26 protein-coding genes, 2 tRNA genes, 1 pseudogene and 1 other annotated feature are annotated in these 26,519 nt (G+C 33.2%); of the genes and pseudogenes, 26 read left to right on the top strand and 3 right to left on the bottom strand.

All coding sequences use genetic code 11. The annotated features are described in order from the left end of the window. The first annotated feature begins 86 nt into the window (after positions 1-86). The 12 genes from ltrA (GM661_RS11840) to GM661_RS11785 all read left to right on the top strand — a co-directional run bounded on the left by ltrA (GM661_RS11840) (position 87) and on the right by GM661_RS11785 (position 10,175). On the top strand, positions 87-1,382 hold the full coding sequence (ltrA, locus tag GM661_RS11840; protein ID WP_230867016.1) for a group II intron reverse transcriptase/maturase: 1,296 nt from the start codon (positions 87-89) through the stop codon (positions 1,380-1,382). Positions 1,383-1,543: 161 nt separating this feature from the next. Next, positions 1,544-2,257, top strand: a complete 714-nt coding sequence (locus GM661_RS11835) for an HAD family hydrolase (RefSeq protein ID WP_230867015.1) — start codon at positions 1,544-1,546, stop codon at positions 2,255-2,257. A gap of 180 nt (positions 2,258-2,437) precedes the next feature. Continuing rightward, entirely contained in the window at positions 2,438-3,139 is a 702-nt protein-coding gene (locus GM661_RS11830; RefSeq protein WP_230867014.1) for a hypothetical protein, read from the top strand. A 3-nt stretch (positions 3,140-3,142) separates the two neighbouring features. Next, entirely contained in the window at positions 3,143-3,532 is a 390-nt protein-coding gene (locus GM661_RS11825; RefSeq protein WP_230867013.1) for a tautomerase family protein, read from the top strand. A gap of 664 nt (positions 3,533-4,196) precedes the next feature. Next, positions 4,197-4,460: a hypothetical protein gene (locus tag GM661_RS11820; RefSeq protein WP_230867012.1), complete on the top strand. Its 264-nt coding sequence runs from the start codon at positions 4,197-4,199 to the stop codon at positions 4,458-4,460. Further along, a complete protein-coding gene (gene ltrA / locus GM661_RS11815; protein ID WP_330165253.1) occupies positions 4,447-5,508 on the top strand; it encodes a group II intron reverse transcriptase/maturase in 1,062 nt (353 codons plus the stop codon). Before GM661_RS11820 ends, ltrA (GM661_RS11815) begins: the two co-directional genes overlap by 14 nt. Before the next feature lie 123 nt (positions 5,509-5,631). After that, the gene (locus tag GM661_RS11810) at positions 5,632-5,880 is read left to right on the top strand and encodes a hypothetical protein (protein WP_230867011.1); all 249 of its coding nucleotides are present in this window, start codon (positions 5,632-5,634) and stop codon (positions 5,878-5,880) included. A 35-nt stretch (positions 5,881-5,915) separates the two neighbouring features. Continuing rightward, complete coding sequence (locus tag GM661_RS11805; RefSeq protein WP_230867010.1) at positions 5,916-6,362, top strand: hypothetical protein; 447 nt, start codon at positions 5,916-5,918, stop codon at positions 6,360-6,362. Positions 6,363-6,690: 328 nt separating this feature from the next. After that, complete coding sequence (locus tag GM661_RS11800) at positions 6,691-7,521, top strand: sialate O-acetylesterase (protein WP_230867009.1); 831 nt, start codon at positions 6,691-6,693, stop codon at positions 7,519-7,521. A 447-nt stretch (positions 7,522-7,968) separates the two neighbouring features. Then, positions 7,969-8,316, top strand: coding sequence for a TIGR04076 family protein (locus GM661_RS11795; RefSeq protein WP_230867008.1), 348 nt, complete (start codon positions 7,969-7,971; stop codon positions 8,314-8,316). A 484-nt stretch (positions 8,317-8,800) separates the two neighbouring features. Then, complete coding sequence (locus GM661_RS11790) at positions 8,801-9,661, top strand: AraC family transcriptional regulator (protein ID WP_230867007.1); 861 nt, start codon at positions 8,801-8,803, stop codon at positions 9,659-9,661. 25 nt (positions 9,662-9,686) lie between these two features. Beyond that, positions 9,687-10,175: a hypothetical protein gene (locus GM661_RS11785; protein ID WP_230867006.1), complete on the top strand. Its 489-nt coding sequence runs from the start codon at positions 9,687-9,689 to the stop codon at positions 10,173-10,175. 174 nt (positions 10,176-10,349) lie between these two features. On the opposite strand, the gene GM661_RS11780 is transcribed toward GM661_RS11785, so the two are convergent. Together GM661_RS11780 and GM661_RS19210 are read right to left on the bottom strand one after the other, a co-directional pair. Further along, complete coding sequence (locus GM661_RS11780; protein ID WP_230867005.1) at positions 10,350-11,744, bottom strand: DUF6179 domain-containing protein; 1,395 nt, start codon at positions 11,742-11,744, stop codon at positions 10,350-10,352. Further along, complete coding sequence (locus GM661_RS19210; RefSeq protein ID WP_407929667.1) at positions 11,737-12,132, bottom strand: DUF6323 family protein; 396 nt, start codon at positions 12,130-12,132, stop codon at positions 11,737-11,739. Before GM661_RS19210 ends, GM661_RS11780 begins: the two co-directional genes overlap by 8 nt. A gap of 224 nt (positions 12,133-12,356) precedes the next feature. On the opposite strand from GM661_RS19210, the gene GM661_RS11775 reads away from it, so the two are divergent. The 9 genes from GM661_RS11775 (at position 12,357) to GM661_RS11735 (ending at position 21,255) form a co-directional block, all read left to right on the top strand. After that, positions 12,357-13,346 (top strand): class I SAM-dependent methyltransferase, encoded by a 990-nt coding sequence (locus GM661_RS11775; RefSeq protein ID WP_230867004.1) that lies wholly within the window; start codon positions 12,357-12,359, stop codon positions 13,344-13,346. Between the two features lie 138 nt (positions 13,347-13,484). Continuing rightward, positions 13,485-14,033: a bifunctional transcriptional activator/DNA repair enzyme AdaA gene (locus tag GM661_RS11770; protein ID WP_230867003.1), complete on the top strand. Its 549-nt coding sequence runs from the start codon at positions 13,485-13,487 to the stop codon at positions 14,031-14,033. A 47-nt stretch (positions 14,034-14,080) separates the two neighbouring features. Further along, complete coding sequence (locus GM661_RS11765) at positions 14,081-14,638, top strand: methylated-DNA--[protein]-cysteine S-methyltransferase (RefSeq protein ID WP_230867002.1); 558 nt, start codon at positions 14,081-14,083, stop codon at positions 14,636-14,638. Positions 14,639-14,763: 125 nt separating this feature from the next. Continuing rightward, positions 14,764-15,405, top strand: coding sequence for a hypothetical protein (locus GM661_RS11760; protein WP_125990800.1), 642 nt, complete (start codon positions 14,764-14,766; stop codon positions 15,403-15,405). A 375-nt stretch (positions 15,406-15,780) separates the two neighbouring features. Further along, positions 15,781-16,962 carry a DUF3798 domain-containing protein gene (locus GM661_RS11755; protein ID WP_230867001.1) on the top strand — a complete coding sequence of 394 codons (1,182 nt, stop codon included), beginning with the start codon at positions 15,781-15,783 and terminating at the stop codon, positions 16,960-16,962. Positions 16,963-17,074: 112 nt separating this feature from the next. Then, positions 17,075-18,685, top strand: coding sequence for a sugar ABC transporter ATP-binding protein (locus GM661_RS11750; RefSeq protein ID WP_230867000.1), 1,611 nt, complete (start codon positions 17,075-17,077; stop codon positions 18,683-18,685). A 10-nt stretch (positions 18,686-18,695) separates the two neighbouring features. Further along, positions 18,696-19,721: an ABC transporter permease subunit gene (locus GM661_RS11745; protein WP_125992239.1), complete on the top strand. Its 1,026-nt coding sequence runs from the start codon at positions 18,696-18,698 to the stop codon at positions 19,719-19,721. Then, the gene (locus GM661_RS11740) at positions 19,718-20,869 is read left to right on the top strand and encodes an ABC transporter permease (RefSeq protein ID WP_230866999.1); all 1,152 of its coding nucleotides are present in this window, start codon (positions 19,718-19,720) and stop codon (positions 20,867-20,869) included. Before GM661_RS11745 ends, GM661_RS11740 begins: the two co-directional genes overlap by 4 nt. Beyond that, the gene (locus GM661_RS11735) at positions 20,866-21,255 is read left to right on the top strand and encodes a DUF6672 family protein (RefSeq protein ID WP_230866998.1); all 390 of its coding nucleotides are present in this window, start codon (positions 20,866-20,868) and stop codon (positions 21,253-21,255) included. Before GM661_RS11740 ends, GM661_RS11735 begins: the two co-directional genes overlap by 4 nt. A gap of 18 nt (positions 21,256-21,273) precedes the next feature. On the opposite strand, the gene GM661_RS11730 is transcribed toward GM661_RS11735, so the two are convergent. After that, positions 21,274-22,152 carry a M23 family metallopeptidase gene (locus tag GM661_RS11730; protein WP_230866997.1) on the bottom strand — a complete coding sequence of 293 codons (879 nt, stop codon included), beginning with the start codon at positions 22,150-22,152 and terminating at the stop codon, positions 21,274-21,276. A gap of 290 nt (positions 22,153-22,442) precedes the next feature. Here GM661_RS11730 and GM661_RS11725 point away from each other — a divergent pair, with 290 nt between their 5' ends. The 5 genes and pseudogenes from GM661_RS11725 (at position 22,443) to thrS (ending at position 26,454) form a co-directional block, all read left to right on the top strand. After that, positions 22,443-22,763 (top strand): hypothetical protein, encoded by a 321-nt coding sequence (locus GM661_RS11725; RefSeq protein ID WP_125990793.1) that lies wholly within the window; start codon positions 22,443-22,445, stop codon positions 22,761-22,763. Positions 22,764-23,044: 281 nt separating this feature from the next. Continuing rightward, positions 23,045-23,133 (top strand) — tRNA-Leu (locus GM661_RS11720). A gap of 10 nt (positions 23,134-23,143) precedes the next feature. Further along, a tRNA-Val gene (locus tag GM661_RS11715) sits at positions 23,144-23,220 on the top strand. A 128-nt stretch (positions 23,221-23,348) separates the two neighbouring features. Beyond that, entirely contained in the window at positions 23,349-24,194 is an 846-nt protein-coding gene (gene ytxC / locus GM661_RS11710; protein ID WP_230866996.1) for a putative sporulation protein YtxC, read from the top strand. 59 nt (positions 24,195-24,253) lie between these two features. Next, positions 24,254-24,485, top strand: a binding site (T-box leader). Between the two features lie 62 nt (positions 24,486-24,547). Then, positions 24,548-26,454 (top strand): annotated as a pseudogene (gene thrS / locus GM661_RS19205) (threonine--tRNA ligase). Positions 26,455-26,519: the final 65 nt, after the last annotated feature.

Genomic DNA, 26,519 nt, shown 5'->3' with positions numbered 1-26,519 from the left:
AGAGTAATGCCTGTGGATGGGAAGGCGATTACACAAGATTAATCTTAAAAGGGAAACATATTCTATACACAGAGATAGGTGAAAATGTGGAAACGAAACTTGCAAGAATAGCTGAAGTAGCTAGAAATAGACCTAATGAAAGATTTACATCACTAATACATCTAATTAATTATGAATTGATAGTCAAATGTCATCATGAACTAGCTGGAAACAAAGCAGCTGGAGTAGATGAAGTAACAAAAGCGGAGTATGGAAAGAATCTTCCAGGGAATGTTAAGAGCTTAATAGCTAGAATGAAAAGATGGGCATATAGGCCATTACCTGCGAAAAGGGTATATATTCCAAAAGAAAATGGGAAGAAGAGACCGCTAGGGATTCCAGCATACGAAGACAAACTAGTTCAAAAGGCACTATCAAAGATTCTAAATGCGATATATGAAGAAGACTTTCTTGAATGTTCATTTGGTTTTCGTCCAGGAAGAAACTGTCATGATGCCTTGAGAATATTAGGAAGAATAGTTAACAGAGATGATATTAACTATGTAGTTGATACAGATATTAAAGGATTCTTTGATAATGTAGACCACGGGTGGATGATGAAATTCATTGACCATCGAATTAAAGATCCTAATATACAACGACTCATATCGAGACTTCTTCGGGCTGGAGTCATGGAGGCAGGAATAAAATATGACACTCCACAAGGAACACCGCAAGGTGGAGTCTGTTCTCCAATTATGGCGAATTTATATCTACATCATGTTGTTGACCTATGGTTTAATAAAACAATGCGTAAAGAGTTAAAGGGTAAAGCTTATATGGTGAGATACGCAGATGATATAATATTTTGCCTACAGTATAAAGAAGATGTAAAATACTTCTATAAAGCAATGAAAGAAAGAATATCCAAATTCGGTTTAGAGTTATCAGAAGAGAAAACTAAGATAGTAAATGTATCTGCTGATGATGACAATGACACATTTGATTTTCTTGGATTTACCCATTATATTGGTAAATGTAAGGATGGAATCAAACGACTAAAGAGAAAGACAAGTAATAAGCGATATCATCGTAGTATAATGAGATGTAAATCCTGGCTAAAATATAATAGAACTCTTCCAGTAAAAGAACTTATGAGGAAGTTAAACAGAAAACTAACAGGAACATACAACTATTATGCAGTATCAGATAACAGCAAAAGTATTGATAGCCTGTATGATGAGGTTCAAAAGCTAGTTTATAAATGGTTAAACAGACGCAGTCAAAAGAAAAGCTTTGACTGGGAGAAGTTCGAAATATTCTTGGAGAAATATCCTATTGTCAAGCCAAGAATAAAAGTAAATTTATATAGATTAGGTGCTGGTGCTAGTTATGTTAGGTGAATAATCGAGTGAAGAGCCGTATGCCTAAATAGGGCACGTACGGTTCTGTGAGGAGTTGGGGTTGTAAAGCCCCGCTTACTTGACCGCTAAGACTCATCAACTTCGTAAACCTGCGGGACGTTAGGCGACATGGCTCACGCGGGTAAAGGAGAGATAAAAAAATGATAAAAGCAGTTATCTTTGACATTGATGATACCTTAATTAGTCATACACTAGCAATTAAACAGGGAAGTAAGGATTTTTATGGTGAGTTTATAGCTGAAAAGGGAATCACACTAAGTGAATTTCAAGAAATATGGAAAGAAGAGCATGATAAGTATGTGGAACAATATTTAAAAAAGGAGATTACATTTCAAGAACAAAGAATATTGAGATTAAAAGGTGTTTTTTCAAGGTTTGGCGAAAATATATCTAGTGCAGAAGCAAAAGAATATTTTAATTATTATTTATCCGCTTATGAGAATAACTGGACTTTATTTTCTGATGTATGTTTAGACTTACTAAATGAATATTTGCTTGGAATTATATCTGATGGAGACTCAGATCAACAAAGACAGAAATTAAAAAATAAAGGCATAATAGATTATTTTAATACAGTAGTTATTTCTGGTGATTTAGGTATATCTAAACCTGATAAGAGGATATACAAAAAATGCTTAAATGATTTGGATATTAATTCTTATGAAGCTTTATATATTGGGGATAATTATAAAAAAGATTTTATAGGAGCTATTAGTTCTGGACTATATGGTGCGTTAATTGATAGAAAAGCAGATAAAAAAATTGAGTATGTTGAGAACGGTTTTATTATTAATTCGTTAGAAGTAATTCCAGAGATAATTAAAGAAATAAATACAAATAAAGATGTTGGGTAGATTTGAGCCACGATCGCCTAACAAAATATTGCCGGTTCCATTCCTACCGTCATTTCACCCAAATTTGTCAACCCAAGTCAGGTCTGACTAAGGTTGATAAACTTCGGCAATACGGATACGTTATGTAACATTTCTGGCTATAAAATAATTTTGAAACCATAGGAGGAGAGAAGAGATTAGATGAGTAGAGGATTAGAATTAGAAGAGATAGTTTTAATTGGGAGGACTTTTAAGGAATATTATAAGATGTTTGCATTAGAAGAGTTAAATTTAGTAGAAGAAAGAATTTTAGATGTTGCTTCTGGTGTATCTTCATTTGGAGCGATGGCTAGGGAAGATGGATATGATGTGATAAGTAGTGATAGAATATATCAATTTAATTCTGATAAAATTGAGAATAAGTGTTCCAAGGACTTAGTAGAAGTTATGCATAAGTTGAAGGGAATTAAGGAACTTTATAGATGGGATTTTTTCAATGATATAAACCATTTGAAAAAACATAGAGAAACAGCATATAAGACCTTTATAAAAGACTTTTCAGAAAATAAAGGTGTTAACTATAAAGTTGTTGAGTATCCAAGTAGTAATTTTAGAGATAAGGAGTTTAGTATCTCTTTGGTATCTCATTTTCTATTTATGTATGATGAGCATTTAGATTATGATTTTCATAAAAGAACATTAGAGGAATTAATAAGAATTACTGAAAAAGAGATTAGGATATTTCCATTAGTGAATTTAAAGAGTGAAAAATCAGGTTTTGTTCAGAGAATTATGGAAGATAAAGATTTTAAAGAATTTAGTTTTAAAAAGGAAGATGTAGATTATGAATTTGTAAAAGGTGGAAATCAAGTTTTGAAAATTATTTTATCAGAGGAGGAATAAATTATGGGACAAATTAAGATATATGGTTTAGAGAAATATTTAAATCCAATTAAAAAGGATTTATCAGATGTAATTCATTCATGTGTAGTTGAGGCATTTGAATATCCTGAAGATAAAAGGTTTCATAGATTTTTTTCGATGAAAGAGGAAGATTTTTATTTTCCATCGAGTAGAAGTGGGAATTATACGATAATTGAAATAAGTATATTTGAAGGCAGGAAGAAAGAAACTAAGAAGAAATTGATAAAACTATTATTTGAGAAAATAGAAAAAGAATTAGAGATATCTCCTAAAGATATTGAGATAACAATTTTTGAAACGCCTGCATGTAATTGGGGAATAAGAGGAAGTACAGGAGATGAATTAGTTTTAAATTATAAAGTAGATGTTTAAAGAATTAAAGGTCAAGAGCTAAAGGTCAAGAGCCCGCCAGAAACATCACATAACATGAGCTTAACGACATCCTAGTTGAGGTGAATAGATGAGGGTTTGGGATGACTTATGTAAGATTTTATGCTTTATATGAAATTATGATTATTATCGAGGACGTCGTGAAGCTCAGGGACGTTATCTGGTACGACTGAGCAATGGTATATAGTTTAGTAGGTGGAAATCCTACCTGATAAGATTAAGCCAAATCATCAGTAGCGAGTCTTGGAGTCAATAAAGTGATTTATTGATTTAAGTGTAGACAGTTAGGTAATAGGCCTGAAAGTGATTGAGCCTCGAAATCGTACAGTTGGGAAAGGCTGACAGTTTCAGATATCTGGAAAGCAACATTTTATGAGACATTAATGGCTAGTTTCTTAAAACCTCCCCGGGGTCTAAGAGCCAGGCATGTTATACAATGACTATATGATAACTCAGGAGACCCTGCAATTCTTCTGAAAAGAAGTATAGCAAACAACTGATAAAAAGGAAGAATGCTGAAGGTTGCAGGGAGTCGGACAGTTTTCATAGTATTGATGAAGCCGGGTAATGCCGGTGGAGAAAAGGAAAACTGCACGAAATCGTATTTGTTAAGGACACATTAACCACACACAGGGGTGGATAAATAATGTCAACAAAATTAGCAAAGATAGCAATAAAAGCAAAACAAAATCCAAAGACAGTATTCACTTCACTGTATCACTTACTGAATGAGGAATTACTGCTGTTATGTCATCAAGAATTGGAAGCTGGTAAGGCAACAGGTGTAGATGAAGTAACTAAAGCAGAATATGAGGAGAACTTAAAAGAGAATATAAGTGCTCTTGTGGAAAAATTAAAAACACACTCATATAGACCCCAGCCAGTAAGAAGGATATATACCCAAAGGTAAAGGAAAAGGAAAAGTAAGACCTCTAGGGATACCAGCATATGAAGACAAGCTAGTGCAGCTGGGATTAAAGAAGATACTGGAGCCGATATATGAAGCCATATTTCTGGACATATCATATGGATTTCGACCAAGACTAAGTTGTCATGACGCCTTAAAGAAGCTAAACATAGTAATAGAAAAGCAGAAAATCAGCTATGTGGTAGATGCAGATATAAAGGGATTCTTTGACAATGTAAATCATGAATGGTTAATGAAATTTATAGGAGTAAATATAGCAGATCCGAATATAAAAAGGTTGATAGTAAGGTTTCTCAAAGCTGGAATAATAGAAGATGGGGAACTCACAGTAACTGAGCAGGGAACACCTCAGGGAGCAATAATATCTCCATTACTGGCAAATATATATCTTCATTATGTACTAGACCTATGGTTTATGGGGATAATTCGCAAACATTATCGTATCAACGATGAAGCTGAGATAGTGCGATACGCTGACGATTATGTATGCTGCTTTCAATACAAAAGAGCAGCAGAGATATTCTTTCATGTACTAAAGAAAAGACTAGCAAAATTCGGTTTAGCACTGGCAGAAGATAAATCCAAGATAATAGAATTTGGTAGATTTGCAGCCAGTAACAGCAGACGATTAGGTAGAGGCAAACCGGAAACCTTTGACTTTCTAGGTTTTACTCACTACTGTAGTACAAGCAGAAAAGGTAGATTTAGGGTAAAACGTAGGACGATGAAGAAAAAAATCAACGCCAAGATAGTAGAATTCACAAGATGGATAAAGCTAAGGAGGAATATGTTGACGACCAACGAAATAGTAGATAAGGTTAAATCCAAGTTGAGGGGACATTATCAATATTATGGAATAACAGATAATAGTAAGTCTATAGATAATTTTAGACAGGCAATTATCAGAATACTATTTAAATGGTTGAATAGAAGAAGTCAGAGGAAAAGCTTTATATGGGAGAAATTTAAGAAATATATAATTGATAAACACATACCAAAAGCAAGAATATGTGTAAATATATATGGATAGTTTTGATTTTATGTGAGATGGAGTGAGGAGCCGGATGCCCGAATTGGGCCCGTCCGGATCTGTGAGGGTTCGGCATCGTGAGGTGCCTTCTACTCGACAAATCCAGCAAATTGGAGGTTAATTATGGAAGGTAAAATAACAAAAATTAATTCAAGAAGAGGTTTTGCTGCTATATTTACTGAGAATAATGATTATACAGTGATTGAAATATTAGGAAGTTATCATATTGCAACAGGTGATATAATTCAAGGTAACCTTGAAACACTTGGACGAGAATATCTATTTAATGCATCAAAAGATGAAAAAATTGATGTTTTTATTCAAGAAATTTATGCGTCGAAAAGAGTGATGGAAAGATTACTTAATAAATAGCAATAATTTTTTGATATTAATAAGGAGTTGGTTAAATGAGTGTTAATTTGTGGATAGCAATTATAGGATTTGCTGGAACAATACTTGGTGTTATAATAACAATTAAAGTACAGTTTACTATTGCAAAAACAGATCGGACAAGTCAGTTTAGGCTTGCTGCATTAGAAAAAAGATTAGAAATTCATCAAGAGGCATATAGTCTTTGGCGTGAGATGTTTTTTAATCTCCATAATGAAAGCATTCATGAAGTAGCATATAAATGTCAAGAATGGTGGTATAATAACTGTTTATATTTAGATCCCAAAACTAGAAAAACTTTTAAAAAAGCTACACTTGAAGTATCAGATTTTTATCAACTGAATAAAGAGGATAAAGAATTGAAAAGAAAATTATTTAATAATATAGAAAGATTAGGAGTTTTGATAGAACAAGGGGTTGATTTACCACCAGTGGGAGAAGAAGCTATTAAAGAGATAAAATAATAAAAACCGCTGGACTTCAGATAACAATATATTTCCGGTTCCGTTCCTTCGTCTCTGCACCCAAATCCAGCAACCCAAGTTAAGAGCTAACTAAGGGTTGCTGGACTTCGGAAATGCGGTTACGTTAGATGACATCCCCCCTCTAGTAAAAGGGTAGTATCATAGTATAATATCAATTGTAGAAGTAAAGAGTATATATAATTTAATTCTAATTAATGCATGCCCCACATTGAACTTTCTGATATATTTATTGAAGAGGATATGAAAGTATTTATAACAGACAAATTTGAATTTATCGATATCAATATTTAGTAGATAGGAGAGAAGAATGAAGTCATTTTTACTAATTGGACAATCAAATATGGCAGGTCGTGGATTTACACATGAAGTGCCTCCGATTTATAATGAAAGAATTATGATGTTGCGAAATGGCAGATGGCAAATGATGACTGAACCAATTCATTTTGATAGACCAGTTGCGGGCATAGGGCTTGCGGCGTCATTTGCAGAGGCTTGGTGTAAGGATAATGAGGGAGAAAAAATTGGTCTCATTCCATGTGCAGAAGGTGGTAGCTCCATTAATGAGTGGTCGATAGATGGAACATTATTTCGTCACGCAATGAATGAAGCAAAATTTGCAATGGAAGATAGCGAATTGGTAGGAATACTATGGCATCAAGGGGAAAGTGATAGCCAAGATGGAAAATACAAAGAATACTACGAAAAAATATTAAGAATCTTTAATGAAATAAGAAGAGAATTATCCGTACCTAATATTCCATTTATTATAGGTGGTTTAGGCGATTATTTGGGTAAGGTGGGATTTGGTGCAGGGTGTGTGGAATACCAACTCATTAACGAAGAACTTCAAAAATATGCACAGGGTAAAGAAAATTGCTATTATGTTACTGCTAAAGGACTTACATCTAACCCAGACGGTATCCATATAAATGCTATGTCACAGAGAATATTTGGCATAAGATACTATGAAGCGTATCATAAAAAAGAGCATATATATGAACCATTAACAAATGAAAAAAAATTAGTGGATAAATGTCATAATAGAGTGAATACTTCAGCGGAAAAAACATGTATAGCATTAGAAAGATTTACCTTGGGGAGGATTTCCTATGAAGAGTTGATGAAGGCTTTTTCGTAGGAATATGGTAGTAACAAATTCCAATTTGCTAATGATATTAATAAAATAATATTTTTTTGCGTAATGAGTAAAAAAACATTAAGGCAGAAGTTATTCTGTTCGAGTTTATTGGCAACTTCTGAGGGGGGACATCATCTAACACACAGTGTTTACGTTCGCCAAAAACCGGCGACCCTACGGGACATTGGCTTTGTCATGACTTTTGCAATAGGGTTTATGCGTAAGGATGAGCAAAAGTCCTGCCAATCCTTCTGTTAATTTATGAAAGCAAGGATGACCAGGAACACCAACGTCGTAAACACAAAAACGTTAGCTGAAAGAATGATATAATTTCAGAGTATAGAATTAGGGTCTATAAAACGTAGTTAAAGTTATCAAAATAGCTATTAATTTAGTAAAGATTATTTATAAACAATGATAAGACAAATTTGAAGTTGGAGGTTTATCGTGAAAAAATGGTATGATGAGGAGTTTGAATGGGAAATCGAGGTAATAGGGTTTCTGCGTGGTGACCATACAGAGCGGTATTGTCGAAATGGCGAGGAAATCGGAGATAAGTATACCTGCACCTATGGCTGTCCTGTAAATGCAGATGGACAGGGTATATGCTCCAAAGCAATGATCATTATGTTTCCAATCATGGAGGCTGTCAGAAGTGGTGGGGATTTAGAGAATATCGGCGGAACTAGCAAATATAGCAAAGATATTGTATGTCCAGATGGTTGTGTTATGTTCAGGTTGACGGCAAAGAAACTTGGGAATGAGAATTTTTATAAGGGAAAGTTTTTCGATTAGTTTTAATTTTTATTGTATTCAGTTGAAGATAAGTCGAAAAGTATAAATTCCAGTTTGTCGTTACGTTAATTGAGCATAATCTGAAGTGTTTAATAATTAATTAGTAGATGCTTAAGTATTTATGTGAATTAGAAAAAAATTAATGAAAGTTAAGTTGCTTATATCATTCCAACAGCTAACAACATGTTCACGCAAGGGTCTTAAGGGAATGTCAAGTAGGAAAGTCAGACCATATATTCTGAAAGGTTAGGTAACAAATTTAATATTTGTTACCGTCAATCCGAAGGTTGGGTCAGGCTGCTTGGGCTGTGTGATGGGAAACTATCATGCACAGTTCTGATGGGGGAAGGGCGGGATAACCCGCCTGACCTACCAGATTGTGTATTAAATTATATGGCTTATAAATAAATCTGTCATTAAAAAGCATATAATAACATGATTTATTACCACTATAACTGTTATAATTAAAGAAAGGAGAAAAGAAATGGAGGGATTTGAAAGAATTAATAAGAGCATTGGTTATTTAGAAAAAAACCTTTGTAGTAATATTGAAATAGAAAAAGCTGCAAAGGTGGCCGGAATTTCTAAGTTTCATTTTCAGAGAATGTTTCATATGTTGACAGATGTAACTGTATCTGAGTATATTCGTAACCGCAGATTGACATTAGCAGCTCACGAATTATTAAAACCTAAATCAAAAGTAATTGATGTAGCTTTAAAGTATTGTTATTCTACACCAGAATCTTTTTCTAAAGCTTTTAAGAAATTACATGGGATAAGCCCTTCTTTTGTACAGGAAAAGGAGATAACTTTAGAAGCATATCCACGATTTTATTTTCAAATTCAGGTCAAGGGGAATGATAAAATAAAATATAAGATCAAAGAAAAAGAATCTTTTACTATTATTGGTAAAGAAATGAACGCTTCTATAAATATGAAAGAAAACTTTGAGCGTATTCCAATTTTTTGGGATGAGTGCGAAAAAATGGGACTATGTAACAAGCTATTTGAGAGTCAGAGGGATTTAGGAATTCTGGGAGTTTGTTTGGATATTAATTATGAAAAGGAAATGTTAACTTATTTATCGGCGGTAGAAAAAACCGAGGCTAAATTAGACGACGAATTTGATCTAGTGGAAAGAATAATTCCTGCTTCAACTTGGGCAATATTTGAGGTTATAGGTAAAATGCCTGAAAGTATTCATAAACTTTGGCAACGTATATTTTCAGAATGGTTTCCTAGTACAGGATATCAATATGCTAAAAAACCTGATTTAGAAGCTTATTATTTAAGAAATCCAAAAGATTTTGAATGTAAAGCTGAAATTTGGATTTCGATTGAATAAAAGAATAAAAGGAGAAGTGAGTATAATGAGCATTGAATATAGTGGAGTAATCTTATTAACAGCGTTAATAACAACGGGGTTTATATTAATATTTTTGTTTGTTTGGAGAGAATTTATTACTAAAATTAACCGAAAGATTCATATAAATAAAAAAATTATTGATGAATCTTATGATAATGTATGGAAATGGTTCTCTAATGTCAATAATTATCCCAAATTGTATCCAGCTTGGGTAGATGAAGTTAAAGAAGTTAATAAAGAAAGATATATAATTTCAGATCAGTATAATAATACTTATGAAGCAAAAGCAGTATTAGATAAAGAAAAAGGAATTATTGATTTATATATGGAAGGTGAGGTTTCAAGAACTAGATTATTTTCCATAAAAGATAATGAAACTTTAGTAGTACATATCGGTGAAAGAGAAGACTTTAATTTCTTAGCATGGTTATATTTAAAAAGAACGGTTAATTCAGATTTTAAAAATGCAAAAGCAGTCATAGAGAGTAATTAAGTATCATAAAGTGGTGAATTTTATGGGTTTTAAAGAAAAATAGAATTAAAATTGTTATAATTGACGAAAATTTAGGATACTAAAATACTTGATTTAAACAGTAATGGTAAAGTAAGTGCTGTTGTTAATGGAAAGGGAAATTGCCATTATAAAAGATAATAAGGATAAATACAGCTATAATTCTATCTTATCTATTAATTGTTCAATCTTTCTTTGCTGGATTTTACTTAATTCAAGAATAAACTCTACATATTGCTGTTGCCATTCTTCATCAAAATCTTCGTTGACTATTAAACCAGCTAAATGAAATTGGCCAGCCCTTATTTCTTCAAGAAATATCATTTTGGCTAATACTGCTAATTCTACATTACTGATCTGTTTATATAGTTCCTTAAACTCATCTGCATATAAACAATCAGCAGATAAAATATCAATCAGATCATCCATTGATTTAACTTTACTTGTTATTATAGTTATTTTATCAGCGGTATCTGAACTGTTTCTTATTTTTTCAACTAAACTGCGGAATATATCATTGCTCATACTCTTGCTTGAAGAAAAGACAATCTTTTCTTTTTTTACCCCTGTATTATCTGTAATAATAAGGTTATGGAGACTATCATTTTTTATTGTGTTTAGTATTTTAGTAATTAGAAGTGGCTTATATTGTTGAATATAATTAATTAAGTTTTTATCTTTATTCTTTATTTTAGCAATAATTTTGTTAATGGCCTCATTAATTATAACTTTATTTTCATAAGCTGTTGATTGTGTAAATATCCCTTTTAAGATTTTATATTGTGATTCTGATATATTTAGGTCAGTTATATTATTACTTAATATTGCAGAAAATATTGAATTGTTAATTACGATTTCAAATATATTAATGGGGGTCTGTCTGTAGTCAATATTATAAAGGTGACCATAATTATTTAAAACATTTTTAATATCGTTAATGTTGAAATGTCCACAAAAATTGGTTTCCAGGTTAAGGTTTTTAAGATAATCGTTAATATAGATTATTCCCTGCATTTTCAGATCATTGAAAACTAAAGGATAGTCTACATAAGTTACAGTATTGTGTGCATTATAATTTATGTCGTAACTTGCAAAAAACACAGGAAGTGCTTCTTCAATTGTTGAGTTATATACCTCCAATGGGATCTTAAGCTTATTTTCTTTGATATACGCATATAAATTTTCTGCATCTTCTATAATTCTCTTTAATAGTATTAGACCTTCTTCGTATATTTTTTTTACATCAGTTTTTTTGATTATAAATAAACTTTTTTCCAGATTGGAATAACTAGCCAGCTTAAAATCGATAACGTAAAGGATGGATTTCTGAATATTTTCAGCAGTCTCTACTTTAACAGAAGTACTGTTTCCCTTAGTATATTTTAGAATTAATTCTCTTAATATCACTATTATTTGTTGGTGAATACTATTGATTGTTTTTTTATTTATAAGTCCTTTTCTTTGCCCTTCTAGGAGAAGAGAGAGCGTATAATGATATTTATTAATGTTTTCTTTTTTTAATTTTGATATTGTAACAATTTTATTATGCATCAGCAACCTCCTTATCTGGATCTTGATATTTAATTTTATTGATTAATTTATCCGCTTCTCTACCCCTTAAAAGTTCAAGGGATCCGGCACAGATATTTTCGTAGAGCTTGAATATTTTATTTAATAATATATCATCTGCAATTTGGTCATCAGTCTCACTTTTTAAATAATAGAATATTTCTTGTAATCCTATAACTGTATCAGAATAATTATCTTGATTTACATAAGGTGACGAATAAAGAAATTCGATTATCTTTACTGTTACTTTTATATCTAGTTCAACTCTACCTTGATGATTTAGTACACGTTCTCTGTCTTTAATAATTTCGGAAACATCTTTTTCTGTTAATTTTAGCCCATATTTTTTTGAGCTAAGATTAGTCTCCAGTAATTGATTATTATAAGAAGCTGCAGTATTAGATTTGCAAGTAAACCTTTAAATTTAAACAAATTTATACTACATACTTTAAGATTCTAGACATTAAAAAATAGTAATAACACCGGGATAGCATTTGCTATCTCTAATTTTATTATATAAATAGATTTGTTATAAAAATAGATTTTTATGATAACCGGTTTTATTATGTTGTTTTTTGGGAAAGGAAGGACCATATGAATATTGAAAATAATTTATTGATGTTCATAGAACAATTAAATAAAGTAAACTACAGAAAAAATATTTTTTATGAATCATCTCAAGATAAGCATTTCCTATTAGGGAATTATGCTGTTGATTATATAATATCTCACAGACAAGAATTTATTGATTATTTTAATTTTACTGATAAATTGCAAAGAAAAAAATTTATTGGAGTAGTAGCAGAATATTCTACTAAAACAATAATTGAGACTATATTTAAATTAAATCAATATGTTGAAATAACTGATAAACTAAGGAACAGGATGAATAATCTGTATAGAAATTTTATGGAGACTATATTTAATAGATTAAGTTCAAATCAAGCGATTGGCTTAAATTGGTTAAATGGACTTGTAATTGAACATCAGGTGCAATTAAGAGAAATTTTAAATGATATTGAAGAGTTAAAAATTTTCCCTAGAGAGAAAAAAATTGTAGATGAAATTCCCTGTTCAGAGTATAGAGCAGTTTTTCAACTTGATATTCTGGGTATTAATATAGAAGAGATGTGTGAGCCAGTTTTAGATATTGGTTGTGGTTCCAGTGCCAGATTAGTTCAATATTTACATGAGCAGGGTATAGAGACCTATGGTATAGATAGAAATGTAGAAAAGAAACCATATGTAATAGAAATCGATTGGTTTAAATTTAAACTAAAACCAAATTATTGGGGAACTATTATTTCACATCTATCTTTTACAAATCATTTTAAAAGAACTCATTTTAAAATGAATGGGAATTACATTAATTATGCCAGAAGATATATGGAATTACTCAATTCTTTAAAATCAGGAGGCAGTTTTTTCTATACCCCAGATCTGCCTTTTGTTGAACAATTTTTATCGCCTGATTTATATCTAGTTAACAAGAAAAATATTGGTAAAGAAAGATTAAATTTTGTAAAAAGTGAAAATGATTTTAGTATATATTCCGTACAAGTAAAGAAAACAAATAATGACTAAAAGAGAAACATAGTTATGGGAAATATTTTAGTGATTAGTGTACTAAAATTACTTGGTTAAAAACAGGAAGAAAAATCATATATTTTGGGTTATATTATATTTAGAAGACAAAGACTAAGAGTTCAGGAAGTGATTTGTGTGCGAAAATCATTTGCCCCAATAGAAATGTGGGAAGCTGTTAAAAATAATAATTCGAATTATGATTATATGTTTTATTATGGTGTTAAAACTACAGGTGTTTTTTGTATACCATCATGTAATTCAAGAACACCATTGAAAGATAATGTTGTTTATTTTAGAAATGTAGATGAGGCTATAGAAAAAGGATTTCGCCCCTGTAAAAGATGTAGGCCTGATCTAATAGGGTATAATCCAGAGAAAAAATTAGTAAATGAAATCAAAAGATTAATAGAAACAGAATATTATTTATTAAAAAACGTATCCAGTATATCTGAAAAAATAGGGTTAAGTAAAACACAAGTTTATCGATTATTTAGAGAATATCTGAAATTTACACCAAAAGAGTATCTAGAGAAAATTAGAATAGAAAAAGCCTGTGAATTACTAGAAGATGGCATATTAAATAATGCTGAAATTGGGTTGGAAGTAGGATTTGCGAGTATATCAGCTTTTTATGCTGTGTTTCGTAAACAAACTGGATGTTCACCTGGTGAGTTTAGGGATTAGTTTAAAATTCATGTATATTTTAATGGGTACTATGGAGGAAGAAACCTATGCATAAAAAAATAAATATTACAAAAAGTGAAATAGAGGGTTTAAAAAGTAAAGATAGTAAAATGAGGATGTCACTTGATTCAACTGATGCTTTTGATGTTGGGAATAATGTGAGTTATTATGATTCTCCTTTAGGGTTAATAAAGATACAGTCTAAAGAAGGAAGCATAATAGGTTTAACATTTCATAAAGAAAAAAGGTATCAGGAAAAAATAGAAGATGTATTAATAGAAGCTAAAAAGCAGTTAGGTGAATATTTTAGTGGAAAAAGAAAAACATTTGATTTACCCCTTAAAATAACTGGGACAAAATTCCAAACCAAGGTCTGGAAGGAACTAATTAATATTCCATATGGACAAACTTTAGCATATAAAGAAATAGCAGTAGCTATTGGAAATGAAAATGCAAGTAGGGCAGTAGGAAATGCCAATAATAAAAATAAGATAGGTATTATTATACCCTGTCATAGAGTAATAGGTAGCAATGGTAAGTTAGTAGGATATGGGGGAGGTCTTTGGCGAAAAAAATGGCTTCTAGAACATGAAAAAAAGGTATAAATAGTTATAGTCTTAGATAATACGATTAAAAATATATAAAAGAGTAATAAGGTATAACTATCAAAATTGCTGGATTTGTTAATTTTAACATTTTTAAATTTGTATATTATTTAAGGAGAGAATAAATGAATAAAAAGGAGATTTTGGAGAAGATTTCTCAAAAGAATTTTGATCGGGATTATTTTGTAAGGTTCATCAATAATGATTCAAATATAAGAGAATTTATTGTAAATGAATTACTTTTAAACAATGATATTATGATATACTATCATTGTTATTACGTGGTTTCAGAGGCTAGTAAGAAGGAACCTTCTTTATACTATAAATATTGGGATAAAATTGTGGAATTATTAGATCATGATAATTCTTATCATAGAGATATTGGATTGACATTAATTGCAAACTTAGTTAAGGTTGATGATGAAGATCGTTTTTCCTTAATATGGCCAAGATTTATTGAGCATATTAATGATAAAAAGTTTATGACTGGAAAATGTTGTTTAAACAATATAAGAGTTATTTTAAAAACCAGACTTGATTTAATCGATGAAGTGGTTACTAGACTTTTAAATATTGATAAGATATGTCATTATAATGAAAAACAGATAGCACTATTAGAATGTGATGTTTTAAATATATTTGACGATGTGTTTCTTAAGAACAATTATATGAATGAAATTGTTTATTTTATTAAAAAGAAGACCTCTAGTATTAGTCCTAAAACAAGAAAAAAGGCCAAACAACTAATCAGGAAGTACAAGATATAATACATACTATTTATTGATATGCCAGCTATATATATTACTTAGAAAAAAAATAAGTAACTGGAAAGGCTAGTGAAGTTAATATATAGGAGATAAAAATCATTTCAAAAATAGATATACTGTAATAATTTCCTCTTTAGGCAAATAATTTGCTTATAAGGGGATTTTTCATTTTTTACTAAAAATAAGTTTACTAGTAATATAAAGAAGGAATTAATAAATTTATACAGAAATATCTAAAAGATGCTTATTACTAAAATGTGAAATATATGGACATTACATTAGAAGAAATATTTAGTATTTTTCCTAATGTTTATATAAAAAAGGAAGGGTTATTAAAGTTATTTGTTTGATTATTAAATTTTGAGGAGGAAGAGGATGAAAAAAATATTACTGGTGTTAGTATTTATCTTAGTGCTATCTTTTTCTGTAATGGCAGAAAATTTTCACATTGGTATTGTTACAGGGACTGTCTCCCAATCAGAGGATGATCTTAGAGGGGCAGAAGAGATGATTAGGCGGTATGGTGATAGTTCAGAGGGTGGGATGATTACCAATATAACTTATCCTGATAACTTCATGCAGGAGATGGAGACAACTATTATTCAGATTGTGGCCCTGGCAGACGACCCGATGATGAAAGCAGTTGTTGTTAACCAGGCAGTACCGGGTACAGTTGAAGCATTTAGAAGGATTCGTGAAGTGAGGCCGGATATTCTTCTGCTGGCTGGTACACCTCACGAAGACCCTGACATGTTATCAGATGAGGCAGATTTAACACTCTATCCGGATGCTGTTGCCCGTGGGTATTTAATTGTTAAGGCTGCCCAGGAACTGGGGGCAAATACCTTTATGCATATCTCCTTTCCCAGGCATATGAGTTATGAAATGCTTTCCCGGAGAAGGGATATTATGCGTGAGACTGCAAATGATCTGGGACTGAACTATGTGGATATGGGTTCACCTGATCCGGTAAGTGATATAGGTGTTGCTGGCGCCCAGCAATTTATTTTAGAGAAAGTTCCTGCCTGGTTGGAACAGTACGGGGAAAAAACAGCTTTTTTCTGTACTAATGATGCCCATACTGAGCCACTGTTAAAAAGGATTGCTGAATTAGGTGGGTATTTTATTGAAGCAGATTTACCTTCACCAACTATGGGTTATCCTGGTGCTCTAGGTGTAGAATTTAGTAATGAAGAGAAGGGGAACTGGCCTAAGATTTTAGATAAGGTTGAAAAAAAGGTTATTCAGGCTGGTGGTTCTGGTAGAATGGGTACCTGGGCCTATTCTTTTGGGTTTTCTACTTCAGCTGCTTTAGCAGAACATGCTAAAAATGTTATTGAAGGGAATTCAGAATTGCTGGATATGGAAGATATTATGTCTGCTTATGAGGAGTTTACACCGGGTGCTGGCTGGAATGGTAGTCTCTATGTTGATGCCGATGGTATTGAAAGGGAGAATTTTATGCTCATATATCAGGATACTTATATATTTGGTAAGGGGTATTTAGGTATGACTGATTTAAAGGTTCCAGCTAAGTACTTCGAAATAGGTCAATAACATAAAAAAAGGGAGATAAACTGATTTGATATATGTTAAGGCAAATATCAGGGGAAATTATCTCCTCCCTTCCTTTTTTAATTAACCAGTAAGAACAGAAGGTGAGACTATAATGGAAGAAAAATATTTACTAAAGATGGAGAATATCAGTAAGGAATTTTATGGAAATCAGGTTTTAAAGAATGTTAATTTAAATGTTAGGTCTGGTGAGATTATTGGACTTGTAGGGGAAAATGGAGCTGGAAAATCTACTCTAATGAATATCCTTTTTGGCTTAGAAGATATTCGTCAGACCGGTGGTTTTGGTGGACGGTTGATTTTTAATGGAGAAGAAGTTAATTTTAGCTCATCTCTTGAGGCCTTAGAGGCTGGTATTGGGATGGTTCATCAGGAGTTTATTCTAATTCCGGGCTTTACAGCGGTAGAGAATATCCTTTTAAATTTTGAAGTTAGTAGACCAAATATAATAGCAGAAATATTTGGTGAAAGAATGAATATATTGGATAGGGTAGAAATGAAGAAACAGGCCAGTGAAGCCATTAAACTCCTGGGGGTGGACCTTGACCTGGATATGCTGGTTAAGGATATGCCGGTAGGGTACAGGCAGTTTACTGAGATAGCACGGGAGCTTAAGCGTGAATCTACAAAATTATTGATACTTGATGAACCAACAGCTGTTCTGGCAGAGAGTGAAGCCGATATAGTCTTAAATTCAATTAAAAAGATCTCACAAAGGGGTATTGCTGTTATCTTTATTACCCACAGGCTGCAGGAGATACTTGCTGTTTCAGATTATATTATTGTCTTAAGGGATGGAGAGATTCAAAAAGAACTGCATCCTGCTGAGACCAGTGAACGTGAAATAGCTGAATATATGGTTGGAAAAGCTCGTCAGGAAAAAGTGATACATAAAAAAAGGACAAGGGAGTTTAAAGATCCTATCTTAGAGGTAAAAAATCTCTGGGTAGATATGCCAGGTGAGCAGGTTAATGGTATTTCTTTTGATGCAAAAAAAGGGGAGATTTTGGGAATAGGGGGTTTAACTGGTCAGGGAAAACTGGGGATTGCCAATGGAATTATGGGCCTTTATCCTTCAGAAGGTGAAGTGCTATTCAAAGGTGAAACTGTTCAGCTAAATAACCCCAGGAATCCCTTGCAGCAGGGCTTATCCTTTGTTTCTGAAGACAGACGGGGAACTGGTTTGCTATTAGATCAATCTTTAAATTGGAATATAGCTTTTACTGTTATGCAGGTTAAAGAGGAGTTTATCAAAAAATATCTGGGTGGTTTAATTAAATGGCGTGATGATCAAGCTATTACTGAATTAAGTAGAGAATATATTACTAAACTTAATATTAAATGTGTTAATGAGAGGCAGTATGCCCGAGAACTTTCCGGGGGGAATCAGCAGAAAATCTGTTTGGCTAAAGCCTTTGCCTTAAAGCCTGAACTCCTCTTTGTTTCTGAGCCTACCAGAGGTATTGATGTGGGTGCCAAGAAGCTAGTACTTGATACCTTGTGTCAGTATAATGAAAAATATGGAACAACAATTATTATTACCTCCTCTGAACTGGAAGAATTAAGGTCTATCTCTGATCGGATTGCTATTATTAATGAGGGGAAGATTGCGGGTATTTTACCCCCTACTGCTGAACGGGTTGAATTTGGTCTCTTAATGGTTGGTAAATCTAAAGCAGAAGAAGGTGTTGAGATTGAAAGATAAAATTAAAAAAATGATTGGTAAAATAGGTTTACCCAGATTGTTAATTGCCTTATTTCTTTTTTCTTTATTTATCATTGCCCCTTTTGTTGGTGTAAGGGTTGATACATCAATAAATGATCTTATTGCCAGGTTTGGTATGAATGCTGTTCTAGTACTATCACTGGTACCGATGGTTAAATCAGGCTGTGGGCTTAACTTTGGTCTGCAGTTAGGGATTATTGCAGGCCTGTTGGGGGCAGTAATTAGTCTGGAATTGGAATTGATTGGCTTTATTGGTTTTTTTACTGCAATAGTAGTTGCTGTTTTTTGGGCATTTGTTTTGGGTTATCTTTATGGTCTGCTCTTAAACAGGGTTAAAGGTGATGAAATGGTAGTTGCAACTTATGTGGGTTTTTCCTCTGTTTCCTTTATGAGTATTATGTGGTTGCTCCTTCCCTTTGAAAACCCCAATATGATCTGGGCTTATGGGGGAGAGGGTCTTAGAACAACTATTAGTACAGAGGGTTACTGGTTTCATATCTTAAATGGTTTTTTGGGTTTTCAACTGGGCTCGCATATTACTGTTCCTACTGGAACCATACTATTTTTTGCTTTGTTATGTCTTATTGTCTGGGCATTTTTTCGTACAAAGACAGGAACAGCAATGGAAGCTGTTGGTTCTAATCCTGATTATGCCCGTTCCTGTGGGATAAATGTTGATAGGGTCAGGACGAATTCAATTATAATGTCAACAATTATTGCTGCTATTGGTATCTTGGTTTATCAGCAGAGTTTTGGTTTTATTCAGCTTTATAATGCACCATTATTAATGGCCTTTCCAGCTATTGCAGCACTTCTACTTGGAGGGGCTTCTGTTAGTAAAGTAAAGATGTGGAATGTAATTGTAGGCGCTTTATTATTCCAGGGCATTTTAACTATGACCCCTTCAGTTATGAATAATATTATAAAAAGTGATATGTCTGAGACGATCAGGATCATTATCTCTAATGGTATGATTGTCTATGCGTTAACCAGAAAAATGAGGGTGAGAGCATGATAAATCAAGGTACATTAAAGGCCATAAATCCGTTTAAAAAGTTTTTAATTGATTATGCTGTACCAATTATGTTTATTATAATAGTTGTACTGGCAGCACCTATGTCAGGATTTTCCCTAAGTTTTCTAGCAAATGAGGTTATGACTAGACTGACCAGGAATTCTTTTTTGATTTTATCTCTATTAATTCCTGTAATGGCAGGTATGGGTATGAATTTTGGAATAGTTTTAGGAGCAATGGCTGGAGAGATAGGCTTAATCTTTATTACAGACTGGCATATAGTAGGTCTCCCCGGGATATTACTGGCCATATTACTGGCTACCCCTTTTGCTATTGTATTTGGTTATTTTGCTGGTGTTGTCCTTAATAAGGCGAAGGGTAGAGAAATGGTAACAGGTCTTATGTTGGGATTTTTTATGAATGGTATTTACCAGTTAATTGTTCTCTATGGTATGGGAAATATCATTCCTGTTTCTAATAATGAGATCCTCTTAAGCAGGGGATATGGAATCAGGAATGCTGTTAATCTAGATGGTGTTAGACAAAGCCTTGATAATTTAATTAGATTAAACCTTTTTGGAATAAAGATCCCGGTTTTAACTATAATTGTAATAACTGGTTTATGCCTATTTATTATCTGGTTTAAGAAGACAAAATTAGGACAGGATATGAGAACAGTAGGTCAGGATATGGAAGTAGCCAGGTCTGCCGGGATTGATGTAGAAAAAACCCGGATTATCGCTATTATTATCTCTACAGTACTGGCCTCTTATGGGATGATTATCTATCTGCAGAATATCGGAACAGTTAATACCTATAACAGTCATGAACAGATTGGGTTTTTTGCTATTGCTGCCCTCCTGGTTGGTGGGGCTTCAGTAGCCAGGGCTTCGGTATTTAATGTTTTTGTTGGTGTTATTCTCTTTCATACAGTTTTTATTGTTTCACCCAGGGCTGGTAAAGAGTTAATTGGTTCAGCCCAATTGGGTGAGTATTTCAGGGTATTTATTACTTATGGTGTGATTGCTTTTTCCCTGGCTTTATATGCCTGGAAAAGTAGAGTTGAGAAGGAGAATGCGAGGAAAAAAGCCATGATATTACATAGGGTTTCTCTACAAGGAGATAGTGAAAAGAGTGATTTTTCGTGAAGAAAAAAATTATATTTAGAGCTATTCTTGTAGTTTTTTTGATTATGCTGGGGATTATATTCTTTATTATCGGAAAGGAACATAAGGTATTTATTGATAACCGGGATCTGACTATAGCTGGAAAAACTTTTACTGCAGCTGTCAGATATGAAGTCTGGGTTGACGGAGAAAAACTCAGTAGAACAACACTTAATCCTGGGAAAAGAAATGTGGTTTATTTAGCAGGGCCTCAACATAAAATAGTCTTACAGGAGATTAAAGAAGGTAAAGCTGTTGGTAAAGAAATTGAAAAGGATATTAATTTATCATTAGACCAGACACAGGTTATTATCAATATACCTGCACTTGTAGCTGGTTCGGATTTGTTTCTCTATCAAGACAAGTAAAATATAGTTCTCTCTAAATTAAAATAAAGAATTTATAAACCATTCGGGGTTAGCAAAGACCCCATTAACTTTTACTGTCCAGTGAAGATGGGGTCCAGTTGAAAAACCGCTTGACCCTACACTGCCGATAATATCTCCCTTTTCTATTTTTTGTCCAACACTTACTTTGATGTCGTCCAGGTGGCAGTAGGAACTGGAGATATTCCAACCATGGTCAATAATTATGGTATTACCAGTTACCAGCAATTCTGCTGCCAGTTCTACAATTCCACTGGCAGCAGCTTTAACAGCAGTCTCTTTGGAGGCAGCAATATCTAAACCGGAATGACGGTTTTGTAATCTGTTATTGATATATCTTGTTGCTCCAAAAGGGGTAGAGATAGTACCATCTACTGGCCAGATAAATTTACCTTGCCATAGTCGTGTGCTAGAGGAATTTTTACGGGCTTTATTTATTAGCTGATTGTCTCTTTTCTTTCTTTCAATTGTTTCTTTGCTCTGGGGTCTGACTATTTCTTCTTTTTCACTATCAACATCTAGATAGCTTTTTCTAAAATTTCCTGGTAGGACTTTAATATCCTTAAGCATATTGAAATTTTGTCCATTTATTTCAAGTTTATATTCTCCTGGTTTAAGCCAGTAGGAAATGGGGATGAGAGCCAAGAAACCAGTTGTATTATTATCTTTGTAAAGATGATATTCCTTTTGATTAAAATTAATCCTGTAGATATGCTGATTTTCAGTCCTTATTATTATCAGTTCTCCCTGTTTGAACTGCTGGTTATTAAGAAAAATATTTTTTTCTCTTTCCCCAACAGCTTTAATGGGAAAAATAGTAATTAGACCAAGAATAATGACCAGAGCTAATACCAAGTTGAATTGTCTTCTGACCAACAATAATATCATTCCCCTTTTTAATGTTTTCTGTCTCTTTATCAGGTTTTCACATTTATAATTAACACTTTGTTTATCTCCGGGAAGCAGTACTATAATAGTAGTTGTTTAGATATAAATAACAGTTGATTGTTTAAGTAAATTATTTATTAGTAATTATATCATATAAATAATTTAACGTAAATTTACGATGTTTTGCTGATTTTAGACAGAATTCTATTGGATTTAATGCAGGAAAATAATATTATATCTAGAAATATACTAAAAAGTGTCTAAAAAGGAGAGGGTTATACTTGAAGAAAATTATTTTTAGTCTTTTGATAGTATTGTTGATTTCTTCGATTGTAATTGCAAAGGTGAATTTGCCGGGAAAGGATAGGACAGACTTATGGAATGGCCATGACTGGCAGAAGATGAATTATGAGCAAAAAGTCTATTATATCTCCGGGCTAGTAGCGGGAATCAATAATATTGTAGAACAGATGTCTCAGGGGAGTGAAGATGTTCCTTTTATAAAAGCTAACACTATTGAAAAGATGGTAGAAAAAATTGACCAGGAATATAAAAAAGGTAATCTTGATTTAAGGATTATTGAATTAGATGTTGTTGATTAATTAAAAATCAATAGTACAGTTTTAATTACTAAATAGGTCAGCACTGACTCATTGTAAGTGAGGTGCTGACCTTAGATTCTTGTCTCCAGTGTTATTATAACTCTTCTCTCTTCTTTCCTAAGTGTAACAGCTTTTGTCGATAAATGGGGTGATTATATCAATTACACTCATTAATATTATGTTAAATATATATTAAAATTTTTACTTGATTTTCTTGACAGCAATATTGGATAATGCTATAATACTAATTGTCATTAAGTTAAATGATACTTTATTGTTTTGCCGGGGTGGCGGAATTGGCAGACGCATCGGACTTAAAATCCGGTGGGTATTTTTACCCGTGTCGGTTCGAGCCCGACCCCCGGCACCACTTTATAGTTGTGGGTATAGCTCAGTTGGCTAGAGCGCCACGTTGACATCGTGGAGGTCAGCGGTTCAAGTCCGTTTACCCACACCATATTTAAAATTTAATAGTAATTACAATTCCGTACATTCTATAGATGTACGGTTTTTATTTTGCGGCTAATAGTTGTATACAAATTTCAGCTGGTTCATATAATAATATAGATATAAGGAGTGATAATAATGGGGATAACTATCTCAACATTGGATTTCTCAAATGAGATAAAGGATAAATTGCAGCAGAAATTAGGTCAAAGCCTAATTTTTGCTGAAGAAGAGAGTAAAGGATATACCCTTTTTAAAATAGATTTTGAGCAAAACAAAAAAATAAATGCCCTGGAATATATTGCAGGTATTATAGCTGATATAGTAATTGACAGTCTGGAAATAAAATTTATTACTCGGATAATTAGACATAAATATCAGCAGTTTTCTGGTGATGAGCGGGATAAGATCCAGGAATTAACCTTAAATCGTTTAAATGAAGAGGGTATGAGAAAGAATAAACTGCGTCCTGATGAAATGTTTAATAAACTGGTCAGGAAACAGGAGGTTATGAAAGAAATTCAAAAATACTTTAATAAGAATCAGGATATTAATATAGAAGGTTTTGTAAGATTTAGATTAAAGGATTATATTAGTGATTTGAATTGTGCTGTGGAGGAAGCGGTAGATGACTACATTATCGAAAAAGAATATAATGAATTTATTGAATTACTAAAGTATTTTGTGGATCTTCAGGAACCCAGAATATCTATGGTTCATGTATTACAGAAAGAGGATAAATCTTTTCAAATCTATGATAAACTGGGTAATAAGATTAATAATGAGTATCTGGAAGGGTATTTATCCGAAATGTTTGATGAAGACGTAGAACATGAAGATTTACTGATTAGTGCCCTTATTAATGTGGCACCTGTTAAGATCATACTTCATTTTGATGATAGTGAAACTGAGGAGACAGTCAAAAAAATATTTGGTGATAGAGTAGAAGTATGTACTGGCTGTCAGATGTGTAAAAAGAATTAAATTTAAGGGCAGGGAACTTGACAATCCCGCTTGGAGGTATTATAATTATAAAAAATTAACTAAAGACTGCGAAGGGGAGAGTAAGGTATAAGGCTCCATACAGAGAGAGTTGCCCTGGCTGAAAGCACTCAGGATGTTTATATCTGAAGACCACCCTGGAGTTGATAGAATGAACTTGAAGTATTTCTATCCGGTTCATATACCGTTATCTAGTTAAGTGAATTTTAAACAGCAAACAAATGCTTGTTTAAGATTAATTAGGGTGGAACCGCGGCCTTATCCGTCTCTAGAATAGAGGAGGATAAGGCCTTTTTGCATATTTAATTAAGGATTATAAAATGGAGGGGATATATATGTCAGAGATTAGTATTACTTTACCAGATGGATCACAGCTGGGTTTTGAAGCTGGTGTAACTGTTAGTGAGGTGGCTTTTAGCATTGGTACTGGTCTGGGAAGGGCCGCAGTAGCTGGGGAGATTGATGGTGAACTGGTAGATTTGAGGACAAGTATTGAAGATGATGTTCAACTGTCTATTGTGACAGCTGATTCAGAAAAAGGTCTGGATATAATGAGGCATACTACTGCCCATATTATGGCCCAGGCAGTTAAACGTATTTATGGTGATGTAAAACTGGCGATTGGGCCAACTATTGAAGATGGTTTTTATTATGATTTTGACCAGAAGGAGAGGTTTTCACCTGAAGACCTTAAAGAGATCGAGACTGAGATGAAAAAAATAATTAAGGAAGACTTACCAATTGAAAGGGAGCTAATCAAAAAAGAAGATGCTGTCAAATTAATGAAAGAAAAAGGTGAAAACTATAAGGTGGAATTAATCAATAGTTTTGATGATGAATATGTAAGTCTTTATCATCAGGGGGAGTTTACTGATCTCTGCCGTGGACCACACCTTTTTTCTACCGGGAAGGTAAAGGCCTATAAACTGTTAAACATTGCAGGTGCTTACTGGCGCGGTGATGAAAATAATAAGATGTTACAGAGGATTTATGGTACATCCTTCCGCAAAAAGTCAGAACTTGAAGAATACCTAGAACGTCTGGAAGAGGCTAAAAAAGAGATCACCGGAAATTAGGCCGGGAACTTGATTTATTTAGTATGCATGATGAAGGAAAGGGTTTCCCATTCTTCCATCCCAAAGGCATGGTTTTAAGGAATCAGCTGACTAATTTTTGGAGGGATGAGCACCGTAAAGCTGGTTATCAGGAGATTAAGACACCGATTATTTTGAATCAATCACTCTGGAGAAGATCTGGCCACTGGGATCACTATAAAGATAATATGTATTATACAGAGATAGACCAGGAGGCCCATGCCATTAAACCGATGAACTGCCCAGGTGGTATTCTAGTTTATAAAGATAAAATGCATAGTTATCGTGACCTTCCTATTAGAATGGCTGAATTAGGCCTGGTTCACCGCCATGAGTTGTCTGGCACCTTACATGGGTTAATGCGGGTGCGTAATTTTACCCAGGATGATGCCCATATATACTGTCTGCCTTCACAAATAGAAGATGAGATAACTGGTGTTATAAAGCTGGTTAATACTATTTACAGTGCTTTTGGTTTTGATTATTGTATTGAACTGAGTACTAAACCTGAAAAAGCCATGGGTTCTGATGAGTTATGGGATAGGGCTACAGAGGCCTTAAAAAACACCATTGAAGAGAACAATCTTGATTATGAGATAAATGAAGGTGATGGGGCATTTTACGGTCCAAAGATTGATTTTCATCTAGAGGACTCACTAGGAAGAACCTGGCAGTGTGGTACAATCCAACTTGACTTTCAGATGCCGGAACGGTTTGATTTGACATATGTCGGTAGAGATGGTGATGACCACCGTCCAGTAATGCTTCACCGGGTAATTTATGGTAGTCTGGAGAGGTTTATGGGTATTCTGATTGAGCATTATGCAGGCGCCTTTCCAGTCTGGTTGTCTCCTGTACAGGTTGCCATTATCCCTGTCTCTGATGATCAGCTAAGCTATGCTAAAACATTGAAAAAAAACCTGGAAGAAGAAAAAATCAGGGTAGAGATCGATGATAGTAATGAAAAACTTGGCTATAAGATTCGTCAAGCTCAAGTACAACAAATTCCCTATATGTTAATTGTTGGGAGTAATGAAGAGGAGGATAAGACGGTTTCTGTCCGGGAACGGCGCGAAGGTGATATAGGTGTTATGGGAATAAATGAGTTTCAAAAAAGGATCAAACAGGAAATAGTAGAGAAAAAATAAGGAATTGAAAGTGAATAATAAAATAGGCACATATCTGTACCCATTAAAAATTAAGATAGTTGTTG

Origin of the sequence: Iocasia fonsfrigidae (assembly GCF_017751145.1) — a bacterium.
GTDB classification, from domain to species: domain Bacteria; phylum Bacillota; class Halanaerobiia; order Halanaerobiales; family DTU029; genus Iocasia; species Iocasia fonsfrigidae.
This window is presented reverse-complemented; position numbering and strand designations above follow the sequence as displayed.